The organism is Methanocaldococcus lauensis (assembly GCF_902827225.1).
Classification (GTDB): Archaea; AGJL01; Methanococci; order Methanococcales; family Methanocaldococcaceae; genus Methanocaldococcus; species Methanocaldococcus lauensis.
The window spans coordinates 1406417-1423847 of sequence record NZ_LR792632.1; the positions used below are offsets into that span (position 1 = coordinate 1406417).

Genomic DNA, 17431 nt, shown 5'->3' on the forward strand with positions numbered 1-17431 from the left:
CAAAAATTGAGTCAATCAAATTATTAAAAATGATAAAATTGAAATCCTATATAAATTTTATAGATGCAAAATTTAAAAAATTAAATATAGATTAAACTACAAAAAAATACCAAAAATAATTTATAAACTGAAATAAAAAAGAAATTTTTAAATTTTAATGATAAGATTTAATTAAAAATAAAAAATCTATTCTTCACTTGGATTTACTTCACACACTTTTATTGTAAATGTTAATTCTTTCCCAGCCAGTTCATGATTGAAATCCAAGACAACTGTATCGTCAGTAACTTTTATTATCTTTGCAGGAACTCCATTTGCTAAAATTAACATTCCTTCTTCTGGCTCAAAATCAGCAGTGTCAAACATCTCCTTAGGAATTTCTTGGATTAATCTCTCATCTCTAAATCCATAACCTTTTTCAGGAGGAATTGTAACAGTTTTTTCTTCACCCTCTTTCATATTTAAAACTGCCTCTTCAAAACCTTCAATTAAATTTCCTTCGCCAACTATAAAACCTATAGGTTCGTATTCTCTTTCTGGTGAGTATATTCCATTTTCTTTTGCTACATCTTCAATTGATGTATCAATTACTTTCCCATCTACGATTAAAATGTAGTCAACTTTTACATAATCTCCTTTTTTAATCAAGATAATCAACTCCTTAACCTTTCTATAACTTCTTGTAAAGGTTATATAAATAGTTTTTGTAAGTATATTTTAACATTTAAGAATTTATAAAAAAGGGATGTTTATGAAAAAATTAAAAGATTATTTTGAGTTAATGAGAGTTAAGAATTGCATAACTGCTGGTATTGGAGGATTTATTGGTTATTTAATCTCATCCAATTGTTTTATAGATTTGAAAATATCAATTTTAGTATTCTTAGTTGTATTTCTTATTTGTGCTTATGGAAATGTAATAAACGATATATTTGACATAGAAATTGATAAGATAAATAAACCTTCTCGCCCTTTGCCATCTGGAAGAGTTAAATTAAAAGAGGCAAAAACATTTTCATTCGTTTTATTAATTGTTGGTTTAATCTTATCTGTATTTATAAATATCTATGCGTTAATTATTGCCTTAATTAATGCCACTTTTTTATATCTGTATGCAAAAAAATATAAAAGATATAAGTTAATTGGAAACTTTATTGTAGGTTATTTAACTGGCTCAGTATTTTTATTTGGTGGAGTTGCAGGAAAAAACATAATTCCAGTCATTATTTTGTTCTTATGCTCTATGTTTGCAATTTGGGGTAGAGAGATTATTAAAGATTTTGAAGATATGGAAGGAGATAAAAAAGAGGGAGTTATATCTTTACCAATAAAGTATGGTAAAAAATCTTTATACTTTGCCTCTTTGTTGATACTATTATCTGTTATTTTAAGTCCTCTACCTTATATATTTAAAATTTTTGGAATATATTACCTAATTTTAATAACTATGTGTGATATTTTATTAATACTTTCAATTTTCTTATTACTAAAAAATCCTAATAAAGATAACTCTGCAAAGATTTCAAAATTTTTAAAAATTATAATGAACATAGTTCTACTGTCATTTATAGTGGGAGCAATAAGATTATAAATGATTATTGATTAAGATTAGTAAATTAGTAAGATTAAGAAGTCTGGTGAAAAAATGTTTCCAGGAAGAGTAAATCCGAGAATGTTAAAAAAAATGCAAAAAATGATGAAAGATTTTGGAATGGAGACAGAAGATTTAAACCCAAAAAAAGTTATATTTGTATTTGATGATGAAGAGTGGGTTTTTGATGAGCCAAAGGTTCAGGTTATGGATATTTTAGGGGTTAAAACATACTCAATTACTGGAAAGCCAAAAAAAGTTAAGAAAGAAAAAGAGGAGGAAGAAGTAAAGATAGAAATTACTGAGGAGGATATAGAATTAGTTGCTAATCAATGCAACGTTTCAAAAGAATTGGCTAAAAAGGCATTGGAAGAATGTAATGGAGACATTGCCGAGGCAATATTAAAGTTAGAAGAAGAGAAAGAGAAAAATTAAATATTAAAAAATTAAATTGGGTGATATTATGGTAAAACTAAGTGAAGATATGGTAAAATCCTTAGAGAATGAAATAGTATTTTTAGCTACAAGTTCAAAGGATGGAATTCCTAATATTTCAGCAATGAGGGCGGTAAAGGTTTTAGATGCTGAGAAGGGGATTGTATTAATCGCAGATAACTATATGAACAAAACTCTGAAAAATATCTTAAAAAATCCTAATGTTGCCTTAACAACTGCAAACTGTAAAGATGTTCCATATCAATATAAGGGAAAGGCTGAGTATTACACTGAGGGAGAATATTTAAAAATCGCTGAAGAAGTAGATAAAGCATTAAAACCTGAATTAAAACCAAAAGGAGCAGTAGTTATAAAAATAACTGAAATATATAATTTAAAATCTGGACCAGATGCTGGTAAGTTAATAGCAAAGGATGAGTAAAATTCAATTTTTTATTTTAATTTTTAAGATTACTATTTTTAGATTATTTTTACTTTAAATTACTTTTTATATTGTAACTCAATCTATAACATAAGGTATAAATAAATGGACTATAGATAATCACTTAACCATTAAATTATCCGTAGATTTATTTTTACACAATTGAGAAAAATTGGTGATAATATGGTAGAATGTGAAGGAAAATGTGAATCATGCCAGTTAAAAGATTCTTGCCCAGATACAAAAAAACTCCTTGCTCAACAAGATGCAAAAATTAGAGAAAATATGAAAAAAATAAAGCATAAAATAGTTATTTTAAGTGGTAAGGGAGGAGTTGGAAAATCTACTGTAACTGTTAATTTGGCGGCGGCATTAAACTTAATGGGCAAAAAGGTTGGGATATTAGATGCTGATATTCACGGACCAAATATCCCAAAGATGCTTGGAGTTGAAAATGTTCAGCCAATGGCTGGTCCAGCAGGGATATTTCCAATAACCACCAAAGATGGAATAAAGACGATGTCAATTGGTTATCTACTTCCAGATGATAAAACTCCAGTTATTTGGAGAGGTCCAAAAGTTAGTGGGGCTATTAGACAGTTTTTAGCAGATGTTGTTTGGGGAGAACTTGATTACTTATTAATTGATACTCCTCCAGGGACTGGAGATGAGCAATTAACAATTATGCAATCAATTCCAGATATTGATGGAGCTATAATTGTTACCACCCCAGAAGAAGTAGCATTGTTAGATGTAAAAAAATCAATAACTATGGCTAAGATGTTAAATATACCAATTATTGGAGTTATAGAAAATATGAGTGGATTTGTCTGTCCTTACTGTAATAAAGTTGTTGATATATTTGGTAAGGGTGGAGGAGAAAAAGCGGCTAAAGAGTTTGGAGTTGAATTTTTAGGTAGAATTCCCATAGACATTAAAGCAAGAGAGGCGAGTGATAAAGGAATTCCTATGGTTCTACTTGACTGTAAGGCAAGTGAGGAGTTTAAAAAGATTGTTGAAAGAATTGTTGAAAAAGTTGAAGGTAAAAAAGATTAAATATATTTCAAACATTCTGGAAAGTATTTTTCAATCTCAGTTTTATCTCTATCTATGTAGATGTGGGCATTAACTATAAAATGGGTATATCTTTTCAATTCTGAATTAGTTTTTTCAGCAACAAGTTCCCCTAATTTTATTAATCCTAAAGCATTTGAGTGAAAGGCTAATAATATATCATTACTTCTAAAAACCACGGTCATATATAGATTATTTTCTCTTTTAGTGAAAGTGATATGGTTTAAGCAAGGAACATCTTTAACTTTTTGGTCAATAAATGGATTCCATAAGGATATAACGCATCTTCTTGATGTTGGATTACTATTAAGTTTTTTTATAACATAGTCAATTTGGTCATTTTTTAATTTTTTATCGTAACTTGGATATTCTCTAATCCTCTCGTAATAGTTATAAACGAATTCTCCTTCACTTTCAGAACCGTATAATAACTGTTTAGTATAACTTTCGATTGCCTTTTTTCCAAATGGATATTTACTACTTATTGTTTTTAATTTTGGATTGGTTATTTCAACTAAAACATTTAATATCTCCTTGCATCTCTGCCCATCCTCCGTTATTATTACTTTCCCATTTTTTAATATTTCTTTAACTAAACATTCGTATGCTAAGGCAACTGAAGGTTTTTTAATATACATTTTTAGCCCTCTCCAATATGTGTTTTATCCTTTAATTAAGTTCTCGATTGTTTTAACATTGGCCATTCCTTTCTTTTCAGTTTCTTCCCATTCTTTTTCTGGAATAGAATCTGCTACAACTCCACAACCTACTTGTATATATCCATTATTTTTTGAGATTACAAAGGTTCTTATTGTTATCGCCATATCCATCAAGTCATCCCAACCAAAGTATCCAACTCCTCCTCCATAAGGGCCTCTATAAGTTTTTTCCAACTCTTCAATGATTTCCATAGCCCTAACTTTTGGAGCTCCACTTAAAGTTCCCGCTGGGAAAGTAGCCTTTACAGCTAAGAAAGAGTCATAGTTATCTTTCAACTCTCCAACAACATTACTTACTATATGCTGAACATGAGAGTATTTTTCTATTACCATAAAATCAGTAACTTTAACTGTTCCAAATTTTGATATCTTTCCAATATCATTCCTTGCTAAATCTACAAGCATAACGTGTTCAGCTCTCTCTTTTTCATCATTCAATAATTGTTCTTCTAATTTTTTGTCTTCTTCTTCAGTTTTTCCTCTTCCGATAGTTCCCGCTATAGGTCTTGTTACAACTAACCTCTTTCCATTTACCATATCAGTTCTTACTAAAATTTCTGGTGAGGAGCCAATAATTTTTCTATCTCCAAAGTCCAAATAATACATATATGGAGAGGGGTTAATTTCTCTAACTTTTTTGTAAATTTTTAGGTGATTTAAATCATTTAAATCAATTTCAATCCTTCTTGATAAAACTACCTGGAATATATCTCCTGCAAAAATATATTCTTTAGCTTTTTTAACTGCCTCAATAAATTCCTCCTTACTCATATTAGATTTTATTTTTAATTCTTTATTTTCTATAATTTTTTCTTTTTTTTTCTTATCATTATTAATTTTTGCATTCTCCACGATTTTTTCAAGTTCTTTAATTCTTTCTTCATCTTCTGCTATTAAATTAATTACTTTCTCTTTTAAATCAAATGAAATAAAGTCTTTAACAATAAAAAACTCTGCATCTGGGAATTTTAAATCATTAATTGGCTTTGGATTAATATTAGATAAATCAATCCAGTATCTAATAATATCATAACTTAGATATCCTACCAAACCTCCCTTAAATCTTGGTACTGGCTCAATATTGCCAATATCTAAATATTTAAGACACTCATTTCTAACAACTCTTAAAGCGTATAATGGACATTCATATTTTCCCTCTAAATCTTTAACCTTGTCACCAAATTCTGTAAAACTCTCAACCTTTAACTTATTTTTTTTGAATATTACTTTTCCTTCGGTTTTTCCTAATATAGAATATCTCGCAACCTTTGGAACTCCTTCGGCAGATTCTAATAAAAAAGTATTCTCTCCACTAATTTGTTCATAAACATCCAATGGTGAAATATCCATTTTTATTTTTTTAATTATCATTAAATCACCTACTTCTTTAAAATTTCTTTTATGGCATACCATTTTTTTATTGATGTCGGCTTAATTATCCCATTAATAACATCATAAAACAAAATCTCATTCTCAATTAAAAATTTTATATATTTCATTTCATCTTTTTTTACATCTGTTTTATAGTTAATTTTTATTTTATCCTTAAACTTAGAAAGAACACTATAAATCTCTTCTTCATTTAAATCGGAAGTATCTATTAAATATTTTATCTTATCCACATCTATATTAATCCACTGATTTATTGTTTCTTCAACTGACAAGCCCAATTTTTTGTTTTCGATTAAATCAACTATTTCATAAGGTAAAGATATAAATTTAGATGCATAATTAATCTCTTCTTCACTAAAGCCTTCTTCTTTTAAAATCTTCTTAATATTTTTTTTATTTAGCCAATCGATTAGATAATATTTTGCAGCGTTTTCTAATGTAGAGTTCTTATAAATCTCTTCAATAAATAAAGTATCAGAAGTTAGGCAGATAACATGACATAAATGCCTAACTTTTGTTAAATGAACAAATAAATTGAATAGCTCATTTAGTAGGGACTTTCCTCCATCTCCGAAGCGAAGCAAAGGAGACGCTGAAAATCTTTGATTTTCAGTGTTAAAATAGATATTTTTCAACTTCTGTAATTCATCAATAATTAAAACAGGTTTTTTACCCTCTTTTATAACTGCTTCAATACTTTCATAGATTTTGTCAAAAACATCATTTAAAGATAAATTATTAAAGTCAAAATTCTCTTCTATACCAAACTTAAATATTTTTAAGTCAATTTCAAATTTATTTAAAAGATATTTCTTATCTCCTTTTTCAAAAAATATTTTTAAAAACTCTTCCTTTGTAGGAGTGGCATACCTTCTTAAGTCATAATAGAAAAATACTATATCATCCTTTTTGTTTAGTTCTTCTATAACTTTGAGCATTACTCTAGTTTTACCTGATGATTTTGGTCCATAAACGAATAATATGGAATTCGGCTCTAATTGACAGTAGGTTTTTAGATAGTTGAGTTCTTTTTCTCTATCGAAAAATCTCATAGTTTCACCTATATAATGACGGCTCTCCGCCTAAAGCAGAGGTCTCTTTAGGAGAGCAGAGGTTTAAAAACCCTCACCCTCCATGGGTTGCCAAGCCCACTATCCTTACCGTAGCGAAGCGAGGGCTACGAAATCCGCAAGGATTTCGTTTAATCCCCATTCGGGATTCGGGACTACGCTGAATAAGATATTTCTTGCACCATTAACATCAGCATTAATAACAGCTCCACACTCAGAACAAACATATAAACCTCTGTATTTCCTATTTGATTTCTTTATTACTCCACAAACACTGCATTTTTGAGATGTATAACTTTCATCCACCAATTCCACTGAAATTCCTTCTTCTTCAGATTTATAAGTTATTCTATGTATTAGTTTTCTGAACGGAATTTTATGAAATTTTTCGTTATTTTTTCTACCTATGTCTATATTTGAAAAATTATTAGTTAAATTTCCTATAACAATCTTTGAAACTCCCTTTTCTTTCGCTAAATTTACAATCCATCTGCTAATCTTATGGATATAGTCATTAACATAATTCCTTTCCTTCACCGCTAACTTCGATAATCGCTTGCAAGTCTTTAAACCTTGTTCTGCAATTTGAGATTTAACTCTCGCTATCTCTTTAGCAAACCACCTTAATTTAGACAACAAAATTTTTCCATCGAATATTAGTGGTTGTTTTTCTCCTTGTATCACTGTGGTTGCTAAGTTCTTCACTCCTAAATCTATTCCCATTACTTTTTCTTCCTTAGGTTTCTTTGGATTAACTTCCTTTTTATAAATCAAATGTAGAACATAAAACCTCTGCCCATAAATATCGTGAGGAACTATCTCAACCTCTTTAACCTGCATGGCATCAAGCGGTAGAGTTTTCGATAACTCTACCCATAGGAACTTGGACTCGATGCCATGCTTTTCTTTGAGATACTGTCTTGTTTGCTTTGATAAGGACAATCTTAACTTATTACCGATAATTTTAAATCCATCTTTTTTCCATTTCACTGGATAATGTCCATTTTTAGGTTGGAATCTTGGTCTCTTCGTATGTTGTTTAAAGTAGTTTAGCCATGCGATTTTTAATTTCTGCAAAACTGCTTGTGCTGACTGTGAATGAAGGTTTTTATACCAAAAGTTAGTTTTTAGTTTCTTTTCTAATTCATTAATCTTTATATTGCCTTGCATAACTTGATAGTTAGCTACATTCCATAATTTTGATGAGGAATAAGTTAAATGGTTTAAGATAATCCATTGTTCGTCAGTTAATTTTCTCGTTAGATTTATCGTTAAAACTCTCGTTACTTCCAACTTAGACACCTTTTTAGCAGTCCGTATGATGTGGTGTATTTCTTTGGTGGAGATTTAATTCCATAATAATATTATATAGGACAATCTTATATACAATATACATAAAATAAGTCCCCACTCACCTTCCCTAAGTCATCACCGCCCTAAAGGGCGGTGCTTTCTTAGCACCAATTTATGGTAAAAAAGTTTATTCATCTTACTTTGGCCAAGTTATTAATTGTGGAACTTTAGGCAATTTTTTTATCTTTTTCTTTATTATTGGATGCCAATCATCAAAATCAAACCCATATTGAGCTATATAACCAACAACCCACCTTGTTATTCCATATCCAGTACAACCTGTCCAAACCTTCCTCCCCTTATAATCTTTAATCCTAAATCCTTCAACGAAGTGCGTTCCATGAACATTTGCTGATGTTACAGCTACTCCTTTTCTCTCATCTTTTATATGAGGTAAGAGTAATCTCATCTCATACTTTGGCACATCTGGGAATTCAATTCCTCTCTCTTCCTTTTTTCTACCTTCTAAGTAAAATGGGTCATCTCCAACCTCAGTCCAATACTCTAAATCAAGTTTTTCTGCCAATTTCTCAGCATATCTCAATGTTTTGTCTCTAATTTCCTCAACAAATTCAGGACTTCCAATCCAAACACATTCTATCCTTAAAAATTCATTAACCCTATCTAATCCCTTTGCTCCTCCTCCTTCCCATCTATATGTCCATCCACTTCTATCAAAGAACATTATTGGCTTATCTACATCTATAATCTCTCCCTCAAAGAATTGATAAAATGGCTCACACTGAGCAGGGGCTAAAACATAGCCTGGGTCTCTAAGTAGTGATTTTAATTTTTCTTTTGGAATTTCCTTTTTAATTATCATCTCATTTACAAATTCGTTGAAAAGCTCTGGTTCTCTCTTTGGAGGACAAACATAATACATTCCCTCTGGTAATCCTTCTAAGTATCTCATCTTATACATAATTTCCAAAGGAATTAATTTAGGGAATAGACATTCTTCAAATCCTATTTTTTTCACAATTTCATTGACTATTAAATCTTCAAATGCCCTAAACAATGCTGTTATTGGTGGAGTATAAAACCACTGACCTCTTCCAGGGAATTTTTTAACCCAACCTAATTTTTCAGCAACTTCTGTTGGATCTTTATCAAAAGTTATTTTTCTCTTTGCTTTGTATTCTTTAACTATAGTTCCCGGTGGTATTTTACAAACTTTAAATGTTAAATCCTCCTCCTTTTCCAACTCAGATTTTACAAATTTTATTGCTCTGTCAATAATATTTCTCTTTAATTCACTCTCTCCAATATTTTTAAATGTCAATATAATTTTATTCCCTTCAACCTTTGCCTCACACTCTGGAACTTTAACTCCCTCTAATTTTTTAGACATATCATTTTCTGTCTCTATTGTTATTACATAATTATCTATTTCAATTTTTCTAACTCCAATTTTAAAGTTTCTTCCTAATTTTTCTGCAATAGGTTTTTTTAACCTAATTAATCCCTCGTGTGCCCTTGTATATCTTCCAGAGACAATATTTAACTTTAAAGTATTCCCCTCAAATTCATAGTTTATAATTTTTGACGCCTCATCCTCTTTTCCCTTAGGAACTCCTTTTAAAAATATTTGGTCAGCATTTTTTAAAATCTCTTCCACTGCTTTTTTTGCCTCTTCATCCAACTCTTTACTAAAAATTAATTTTCCCTTTAAATTAAATGTAAGTTTCATAATCTAATCACCCTATTTATTACTTAATGAAGGAAATATAATACTGTGGGGAATATTAAAACATTCATCATATACGAGGGTTTTGATTTACTATTAAATGTTATTAATCCTATGCATATTGCTGTTATATATATAATAATGTGATAGAATAAATAAAGGTTATAGCTTCCAACGACAATAATTAATGAACAAAATACAATAAAAAATAATGATAGATATTTTAAACTAACCTTTTTGATAAAGATAAGGACATATTTTGATAAAATCACTAAGATAATCAACGCCATCGTAGAACTAATTAAAATAGAAAATAACAATAGGTTTATATCAACATCTGGCTTTATCTGTTGGATAATCCTCGCTACACCACTCCTTCCTATTCCTATAAAGGTTATAGCCAGTAAGGAAAAAGCCTCATTTGCCAATATAATACTTCCCTGAGATACAATAAAGTTTTTTAAATCTTTTTCTTCCTTTAAAATTTTACTTAAAATATAGTTTATCTGTGCTCCGCTAACTCCTGGCAGAAATATTCTAAAAAATCCAACAGTTGATGCAAAAAATGATGATTTTAAATATTTAAGTTTAAATTCTGGAAAAGTTATTATTTGACTTTTAATGTTGCATTTTTTTAATCTTAAATTGTTTATAAGTAATGGAATCCCAAACATTCCTGTAAATATTGCATTTAGAGTTATGTAATATGCTGGACTGCAATATAAAACTGCAATTCCAAAAATGCCTGATAAAAATATAACTAAGATTTCCCATATAGATTTAGCTGTTAATATTTGATAAATAACAAAGATGATTAACATAATTGGAATAAAGAATTTTATTGAAGAATAAAAGGATAAAACATCAAAATTTAATAAAATTAAAAATAAACATATAATAATTGAAAAAATTACTCCCAAATAACTACCAAATCCTGCCAATATAACTCCTTCATATCCATTTCCTGATAATGTCAATCTATGCATTGGTAAAACTGAAACTGCTGTCTCATCATCAGGAACTCCTAAAAATGCAGATGGTATAAAGTTCATGAAATAGTGTGTAATAACTAAACCAATTAAAAATGGAATATAGTTATTAACACCAAAATATGGAATAAGTAAGGATGATAAAATTGCAATGTTATTTGGATGAATCCCTGGAAATAATCCTGTAATAATTCCACATAGTACTCCTAAAATTAAATATGGAAGATTTAACATTGTTTCACTTATATTATTTTATATTATTTCTATCTCTTCGTGGTATTCTTAGTCTTGAGTATAAATACTCCAAGAATAATATACAAAATCAATAGTAAAATTGGTATTCTATGTTTGATATCCCTAACCTTCCCCCAATGTTGTTTTTATAACTATTCAAATTTAATATTCAAAATCACAATAAATATTTAAAATTGTTGGTTAAAAAATGTATAAAACTTTAAAAGTATAAAACTTGGTGAGAGAATGTTATTTAAATTCCAAATAAAAACAAATAAAAGGGAAGAGTTGGTAGATATAACTCCTCAAATAGTTTCAGCAGTATCTGAATCAAAGGTTAAAGATGGGATAGCAGTTATTTATGTTCCACACACAACTGCTGGAATAACTATAAATGAAAATGCCGACCCATCAGTGAAGCATGATATAATAAACTTTCTCTCTCATCTTATTCCTAAAAATTGGAATTTTACACACTTAGAAGGTAATTCAGATGCACATATAAAAAGCTCTTTAATTGGATGTTCTCAAACTGTTATTATTAAAGATGGAAAACCTTTACTTGGCACTTGGCAGGGAATATTTTTTGCTGAATTTGACGGACCAAGATTGAGAAAATTTTATGTAAAGATAATTGAAAATAGTAAATAAATAATAAACAATAAAAAATAATTATTCTTCTTAATTTTTCTTAATTTTACAAATTTAAAATGATATAAAATCTTTTTAAAATTTATATGGTGAAATTTATGAATATTATTAAACTAAATGAAAATTTTATTTCAGAAATTGATAATTTACTTAAAGAAAATAATATAAACATATTAAAAAATAGAATTAAGGAGATAAAATACAAATTAACGAATTCTGAAGAATTTTTTAAAAATGGGGTTTATGAAGTTAGTAGAGAGTGGCTTATAAAAAATATTACACATGCAGAAAAATCAAAATCAGTTGAGAGGGTAAAACATTATTTAAAAAAGATAATAAAAGGGCTAACAGAAATAAAAACAACTGGAATAAATGAGATTAACTTAAACAGATGGGAAGAATATACGGAAATAATAACGGATAGTTTGTGGATTATAGATAGAAGAGATAATTCAGGAGTTCATAAAGCATGGTATCATGGGAATTTTATTCCACAAATTCCAAGACAAATGATGCTTAGATATACAAAGAAATACGATTTAGTTGTAGATACTTTTTTAGGGAGTGGAACAACGCTAATAGAGTGTAGAAGATTAGGAAGGCATGGGATTGGGATAGAATTAAATAAAGAAGTGGCAGAAAAAGCTAAGGAATTAATAAATAAGGAGGCGAATCCATACAATGTAATTACAGAAGTAGTTGTTGGAGATAGTAGAGAAATAGATTTTGAAGAAATATTAAAAAAATTTGGCTTTAAATCCTGCCAATTATTGATTATGCATCCTCCATATCATGATATTATTAAGTTTAGTGATGATGAAAGAGATTTGTCAAATGCTAAAACTGTTAAAGACTTTTTAAAGATGTTTGAAGAAGTTGTTGATAATACTTACAATATATTAGATGATGGTAGATTTTTAGTGTTGGTTATTGGAGATAAATATTCAAATGGAGCGTGGATACCTTTAGGATTTTATTGCATGGATGCAGTGTTAAAAAGAGGATATAAGTTAAAGAGTATAGTCGTTAAAAACTTTGAAGAGACGAAAGGGAAAAGGAATCAAAAAGAACTTTGGCGATATAGGGCATTAGTTGGAGGATTTTATGTATTTAAACATGAATACATATTTATTTTTCAAAAGGTGGAAAAATGATTAGAGGACATGTATTTGTAGTTAATGAGAATACTCTTCCTATTCATTTGAAATATCAATTTGTTGGGACAGGAGCGGGAGATAGAGATAGTAATATTTCATTGTTAGCAGACATGCTTAGAGTTAAAGAGGGAGATTATATATTTTTTTATATTGAGGGGAGTGAAAATAAAAAAGGGAGATTTTTTGGTATCTTTAAATCTAAGGATAATAAGGTTTATCATTTAAAAGGGGAAGATGCAAAAAAACCAAATTTACCAAAAAAATTAATATATAGAAAAGATATTGAGCCATATAAAGTTTATTCTGAGGGAGTTTTGGAATTTATTGCATTAGATAAATTACCAATATATTCAAGGGAACTGTTATGGATGCTTATTTACAGAAAAATGAAAGGAAAAAGAGGAAATACAATGTTATTTCCTTGGGAAGTTGAGAGATTGTTAAATATGATTAAAGATGAAAATAATGGAAATATAATAACCTGTAAGGATGGATATGATTTTGATAATCAAAACTTTAGAATAATATGTGGAGATAAAAAATATTATAATCATGGAGAGAGTTTTAGGTTAAACTTTAATAAAAGAGATATTAATAGTGAAACAGCTTTTCAAGCATATATTATGCAGGAATTGAAGATAGAGAATAATAAGTATTATCCGGAAATATTTGGAAAAAATATAGCTTGGATAGGTAACGAAGTTTTTGCGGGTGCAGGAATGCAAAAAATAGATATTTTAACTATTGAAAAGGCAGATTGTGATGATATTTTATATAGAATAATTGAGTTAAAATATGTTAAGAATAACAACTTAGATGATATAAAAAGAGCACCAAAGCAATTAGAGTATTATATAAAATGGGCAAGAGATGATATAGGAGGACATTTAAGAAATGCTAAGAGTTATAATACTAAACCAATACTTTTAATATTAGATAAAACTAATAATATATTATCTAATCCAGAGAATTTCCCAAAAGATGTATTATCTGAAATTAAAGATTTAAACAAAATATCTTATGAACCTGAAATTTGGGTGATGGATTTTAATAATAATATTGAAAAAATACTTTAAAATAGGGAGAAATTATGGCATACTGGCTATGTATAACGAATGAAGATAACTGGAAGGTAATAAAGGAGAAAAAGATATGGGGGGTAGCAGAGAGGCATAAAAATACAATAAATAAGGTAAAAGTTGGAGATAAGTTAATTATTTATGAGATTCAGAGGAGTGGTAAAGATTATAAACCTCCATACATTAGAGGCATTTATGAAGTAGTTTCAGAGGTTTATAAAGATTCTACAAAAATTTTTAAACCAACTCCAAGAAATCCTAATGAGAAATTTCCATATAGAGTTAAATTAAAAGAAATTAAGATTTTTGAGCCACCAATTAATTTTAAAGAATTAATTCCAAAGTTAAAGTTCATTACTAATAAAAAGAAATGGAGTGGGCATTTAATGGGTAAGGCTATGAGGCAAATTCCTGAGGAGGACTATAATTTAATTTTAAATAAAAAACTAAAAAAATAACAATATAAGGTGAAAATATGAAAGTTATAGGAATTAGTGGAAGTCCAAGACCTGACGGAAATACAAGTTTATTAGTTAGAGAATCTTTAAATGCTATTGCTGAGGAAGGAATTGAAACAGAGTTTATATCATTGGCTGGAAAGGAATTAAATCCATGTTTGGGTTGTAACATTTGTAAGGAGACAGGATATTGTCAAATAATTGATGACATTGAACCAATCTTAGAAAAGATGAAAGAGGCTGATGGAATTATTCTCGGCTCACCAGTTTATTTTGGGGGAGTTTCTGCTCAATTAAAAATGTTAATGGATAGGTCAAGACCTTTAAGAATTGGTTTTCAATTAAGAAATAAAGTTGGAGGAGCTATTGCTGTAGGAGCAAGTAGAAATGGAGGGCAAGAAACAACAATTCAACAAATCCATAATTTCTTCTTAATTCACTCAATGATTGTCGTTGGAGATAATGACCCAACAGCACATTATGGAGGGACAGGAGTAGGAAAAAGCCCTGGAGATTGTGAAAAAGATGAAATAGGATTAGAAACTGCAAGAAACTTAGGTAAAAAAGTAGCAGAGGTCATTAAGTTAATCAAAAAATAGATATTTTAAAATTTCTATAATTATTCTTTTTATTTTACAAAAATATTAAGTGATATTTATGATAGATGCAAAAACCAAAGTTGTTGGATTAATAGGACATCCAGTAGAACATTCTTTTTCTCCAATAATGCATAATGCCGCATTTAAAGATAAAGGATTGAACTATGTATATTTGGCATTTGATGTTCTTCCAGAAAAATTAAAGTATGTAATAGATGGGGCTAAGGCTTTAGGAATTGTTGGATTTAATGTAACTATACCTCATAAGGTCGAAATTATTAAATATTTAGATGAATTAGATGAAAGTGCTAAATTAATTGGGGCGGTTAATACAATAAAAATAGAGAATAATAAGGCAGTTGGATATAATACTGATGGCATTGGAGCAAGATTATCTTTAGAGGAAGAAATTGGTAAAGTTAAAGATAAGACAATATTAATATTAGGAGCAGGAGGGGCGGCAAGGGCTGTGGCATTTGAATTAGCAAAAGATAATAATATAATAATAGCAAATAGAACGGTAGAAAAGGCAGAAAAATTGGCAAAAGAGATTGCTGAGAAATTAAATAAAAAATTTGGTGAGGAAGTTAAATTTAGTAGTTTAAATAATGACTTTAGTGATGTTGATATTATAATTAACGCCACTCCAGTAGGGATGTATCCAAATGTTGATGTTGAACCCCTAATTAAAGCTGATCAGATAAAGCCAGATATGGTAGTTATGGACTTAATTTACAATCCCTTAGAAACTACTCTATTAAAAGAAGCTAAGAAAGTTGGGGCTAAAACAATAAATGGTTTAGGAATGTTAATTTATCAAGGAGCTGTTGCATTTAAAATATGGACAGGAATTGAGCCCAATATAGATGTTATGAAAAATGCAATAATTAACACTCTTTTTGGAAATAAAAATAAATTATAAATTAGTTGGTAGAATATTATGAAATCCAAATTATACCCTTTTTTAATCCCATTTTTAATATTTTTTGTTATAGTTTCTGGATGTTTCAGTCATCATAATAGTTATAATAGCATTGAGGATTTTATAAATAGCCATGAACATTTTTATGGAAAGGTTGTTAAAGTAGTTGATGGAGATACTGTTTATGTAGAGTCCAATGGAAGATTGTATAAAATAAGATTATTGGGAGTTGATACTCCAGAGACACATAAAAAGAATAATCCATATGAATATTTTTTATTGAATGGAACTCCTATATCTAATACAACATACTTAAAAATTTGGGGCTATAAAGCAACAGATTTTGCAAAGAAAATGTTAGATAATAAAACTGTTATTGTAGTTTTTGATAATGAGGCTCCAAAAAAGGATAAGTATGGAAGATACTTGGCATATATTTTTATAAAAAATGGTAGTAATTATATTAACTTTAATGAAGAACTTTTAAAATACGGCTATGCGAGAGTTTATATAAGTAAGTTTGAATTAGAAAAAGAATTTTTAAAAATTGAGAGGGATGCAAAGATAAATAGAGTTGGCTTATGGAATTGGAGTAACAACTGAGGAGAGATTTATGGAAGGAAGAGCATATGCATTAGCTTCTGGGACAATAATAAATGCAATAGCAACGGGCAAAGGTTCAGCTTTTGGTTTAAATTTAAAGGTTTATGCAAGAGTTAAGTTAATAGACGATGGTAAAAATAAAATTGAAGGAAAGGTTTTAGATAATCCCAACATTAAGCCAAACTTAATAATAAGATGTGTAAAAAATACATTGGACTATTTTGGTTTAAATTATTCAGCATATGTAGAGACAAAGACAGAAATTCCAATAAAATCAGGTTTGAGTAGTAGTTCAGCCACATCTAACGCTGTTGTTTTAGCGACATTTGATGCATTGGGAGAAAAGATTGATGATGAGTTAATAATAAACTTAGGAATAAAATCAAGTTTTGATGAAAAATTAACTGTTACTGGGGCTTATGATGATGCTACTGCCTCATACTATGGAGGAATAACTATAACTGACAATTTAAAGAGAGAGATATTAAAAAGAGATAAGATGACAGAAGATTTAAATGTTGTAGTTTTAATTCCAAACTTTGAAAAGAATGTGGATGTCAATAGGATGAAACTAATTAAAGATTATGTTGAAATAGCCTTTAAAGAGGCTATGAATGGAAATTACTTTAAGGCATTATTTTTAAATGGAATTTTATATGCTTCAGCGTTAAACTTTCCTACAAAAATAGCAATAGACGCCTTAGAAGCAGGGGCATTAACATCTGGCTTATCTGGAACTGGGCCGAGTTATATAGCTATAGTTGAAGATGAAAATCTGAATAGAGTAAAAGAAACATTAAACAAGTATGGAAAGGTTATTTTAACAAAACCAAACAATGATGGGGCTTCTATTTACTAAGTTCTATTTTTTATTTTAATAAGATCTATCATGATTTTTAATGATAAATTATAAATAGTAATAAAATCTATAAAAAATTAACACTATAGTAGTGATTATAAACTCTTATTATTATGG

At 28.9% G+C, this 17431-nt stretch carries 19 protein-coding genes; 12 read left to right on the forward strand and 7 right to left on the reverse strand.

What is annotated here, in order from left to right:
- Positions 1-186: 186 nt before the first annotated feature.
- Positions 187-648, reverse strand: coding sequence for an FKBP-type peptidyl-prolyl cis-trans isomerase (locus tag KMP69_RS07360; RefSeq protein ID WP_214400800.1), 462 nt, complete (start codon positions 646-648; stop codon positions 187-189).
- Positions 649-751: 103 nt separating this feature from the next.
- Here KMP69_RS07360 and KMP69_RS07365 point away from each other — a divergent pair, with 103 nt between their 5' ends.
- From KMP69_RS07365 to KMP69_RS07380, 4 genes are all read left to right on the forward strand, one after another.
- Positions 752-1591: a UbiA family prenyltransferase gene (locus KMP69_RS07365; RefSeq protein WP_214399816.1), complete on the forward strand. Its 840-nt coding sequence runs from the start codon at positions 752-754 to the stop codon at positions 1589-1591.
- A 54-nt stretch (positions 1592-1645) separates the two neighbouring features.
- The gene (locus KMP69_RS07370) at positions 1646-2026 is read left to right on the forward strand and encodes a nascent polypeptide-associated complex protein (RefSeq protein ID WP_214399817.1); all 381 of its coding nucleotides are present in this window, start codon (positions 1646-1648) and stop codon (positions 2024-2026) included.
- Positions 2027-2054: 28 nt separating this feature from the next.
- Positions 2055-2468: a pyridoxamine 5'-phosphate oxidase family protein gene (locus KMP69_RS07375; RefSeq protein ID WP_214399818.1), complete on the forward strand. Its 414-nt coding sequence runs from the start codon at positions 2055-2057 to the stop codon at positions 2466-2468.
- 183 nt (positions 2469-2651) lie between these two features.
- Complete coding sequence (locus KMP69_RS07380; RefSeq protein WP_214399819.1) at positions 2652-3524, forward strand: Mrp/NBP35 family ATP-binding protein; 873 nt, start codon at positions 2652-2654, stop codon at positions 3522-3524.
- Here the strand turns inward: KMP69_RS07380 and KMP69_RS07385 are convergent.
- The 6 genes from KMP69_RS07385 to KMP69_RS07410 all read right to left on the reverse strand — a co-directional run bounded on the left by KMP69_RS07385 (position 3521) and on the right by KMP69_RS07410 (position 10986).
- The gene (locus tag KMP69_RS07385; RefSeq protein WP_214399820.1) at positions 3521-4180 is read right to left on the reverse strand and encodes a thymidylate synthase; all 660 of its coding nucleotides are present in this window, start codon (positions 4178-4180) and stop codon (positions 3521-3523) included. The two genes, KMP69_RS07380 and KMP69_RS07385, sit on opposite strands and share 4 nt — an antisense overlap.
- Positions 4181-4204: 24 nt before the next feature.
- Positions 4205-5632 carry an anthranilate synthase component I gene (trpE, locus tag KMP69_RS07390; RefSeq protein WP_214399821.1) on the reverse strand — a complete coding sequence of 476 codons (1428 nt, stop codon included), beginning with the start codon at positions 5630-5632 and terminating at the stop codon, positions 4205-4207.
- Positions 5633-5640: 8 nt separating this feature from the next.
- A complete protein-coding gene (locus tag KMP69_RS07395) occupies positions 5641-6705 on the reverse strand; it encodes an ATP-binding protein (RefSeq protein ID WP_214399822.1) in 1065 nt (354 codons plus the stop codon).
- A gap of 105 nt (positions 6706-6810) precedes the next feature.
- Positions 6811-8025, reverse strand: a complete 1215-nt coding sequence (locus KMP69_RS07400) for an RNA-guided endonuclease InsQ/TnpB family protein (protein WP_214399823.1) — start codon at positions 8023-8025, stop codon at positions 6811-6813.
- 187 nt (positions 8026-8212) lie between these two features.
- Complete coding sequence (gene serS, locus KMP69_RS07405) at positions 8213-9766, reverse strand: serine--tRNA ligase (RefSeq protein ID WP_214399824.1); 1554 nt, start codon at positions 9764-9766, stop codon at positions 8213-8215.
- A gap of 23 nt (positions 9767-9789) precedes the next feature.
- Positions 9790-10986 (reverse strand): tripartite tricarboxylate transporter permease, encoded by a 1197-nt coding sequence (locus tag KMP69_RS07410; protein WP_214399825.1) that lies wholly within the window; start codon positions 10984-10986, stop codon positions 9790-9792.
- A gap of 246 nt (positions 10987-11232) precedes the next feature.
- On the opposite strand from KMP69_RS07410, the gene KMP69_RS07415 reads away from it, so the two are divergent.
- From KMP69_RS07415 to KMP69_RS07450, 8 genes are all read left to right on the forward strand, one after another.
- The gene (locus tag KMP69_RS07415; protein WP_214399826.1) at positions 11233-11637 is read left to right on the forward strand and encodes a secondary thiamine-phosphate synthase enzyme YjbQ; all 405 of its coding nucleotides are present in this window, start codon (positions 11233-11235) and stop codon (positions 11635-11637) included.
- Positions 11638-11735: 98 nt separating this feature from the next.
- Positions 11736-12791, forward strand: coding sequence for a DNA methyltransferase (locus tag KMP69_RS07420; protein WP_214399827.1), 1056 nt, complete (start codon positions 11736-11738; stop codon positions 12789-12791).
- Positions 12788-13870, forward strand: a complete 1083-nt coding sequence (locus KMP69_RS07425; protein WP_214399828.1) for an EVE domain-containing protein — start codon at positions 12788-12790, stop codon at positions 13868-13870. The genes KMP69_RS07420 and KMP69_RS07425 overlap by 4 nt, the downstream gene beginning before the upstream one ends.
- A 14-nt stretch (positions 13871-13884) precedes the next feature.
- Complete coding sequence (locus tag KMP69_RS07430) at positions 13885-14331, forward strand: EVE domain-containing protein (RefSeq protein WP_214399829.1); 447 nt, start codon at positions 13885-13887, stop codon at positions 14329-14331.
- A 17-nt stretch (positions 14332-14348) separates the two neighbouring features.
- Positions 14349-14930 carry a flavodoxin family protein gene (locus KMP69_RS07435; protein ID WP_214399830.1) on the forward strand — a complete coding sequence of 194 codons (582 nt, stop codon included), beginning with the start codon at positions 14349-14351 and terminating at the stop codon, positions 14928-14930.
- A gap of 58 nt (positions 14931-14988) precedes the next feature.
- On the forward strand, positions 14989-15852 hold the full coding sequence (gene aroE / locus KMP69_RS07440; RefSeq protein WP_214399831.1) for a shikimate dehydrogenase: 864 nt from the start codon (positions 14989-14991) through the stop codon (positions 15850-15852).
- Between the two features lie 18 nt (positions 15853-15870).
- Positions 15871-16455, forward strand: coding sequence for a calcium-activated nuclease EcnA (gene ecnA / locus KMP69_RS07445; RefSeq protein WP_214399832.1), 585 nt, complete (start codon positions 15871-15873; stop codon positions 16453-16455).
- A 10-nt stretch (positions 16456-16465) separates the two neighbouring features.
- On the forward strand, positions 16466-17314 hold the full coding sequence (locus KMP69_RS07450; RefSeq protein ID WP_214400801.1) for a shikimate kinase: 849 nt from the start codon (positions 16466-16468) through the stop codon (positions 17312-17314).
- Positions 17315-17431 lie beyond the last annotated feature (117 nt).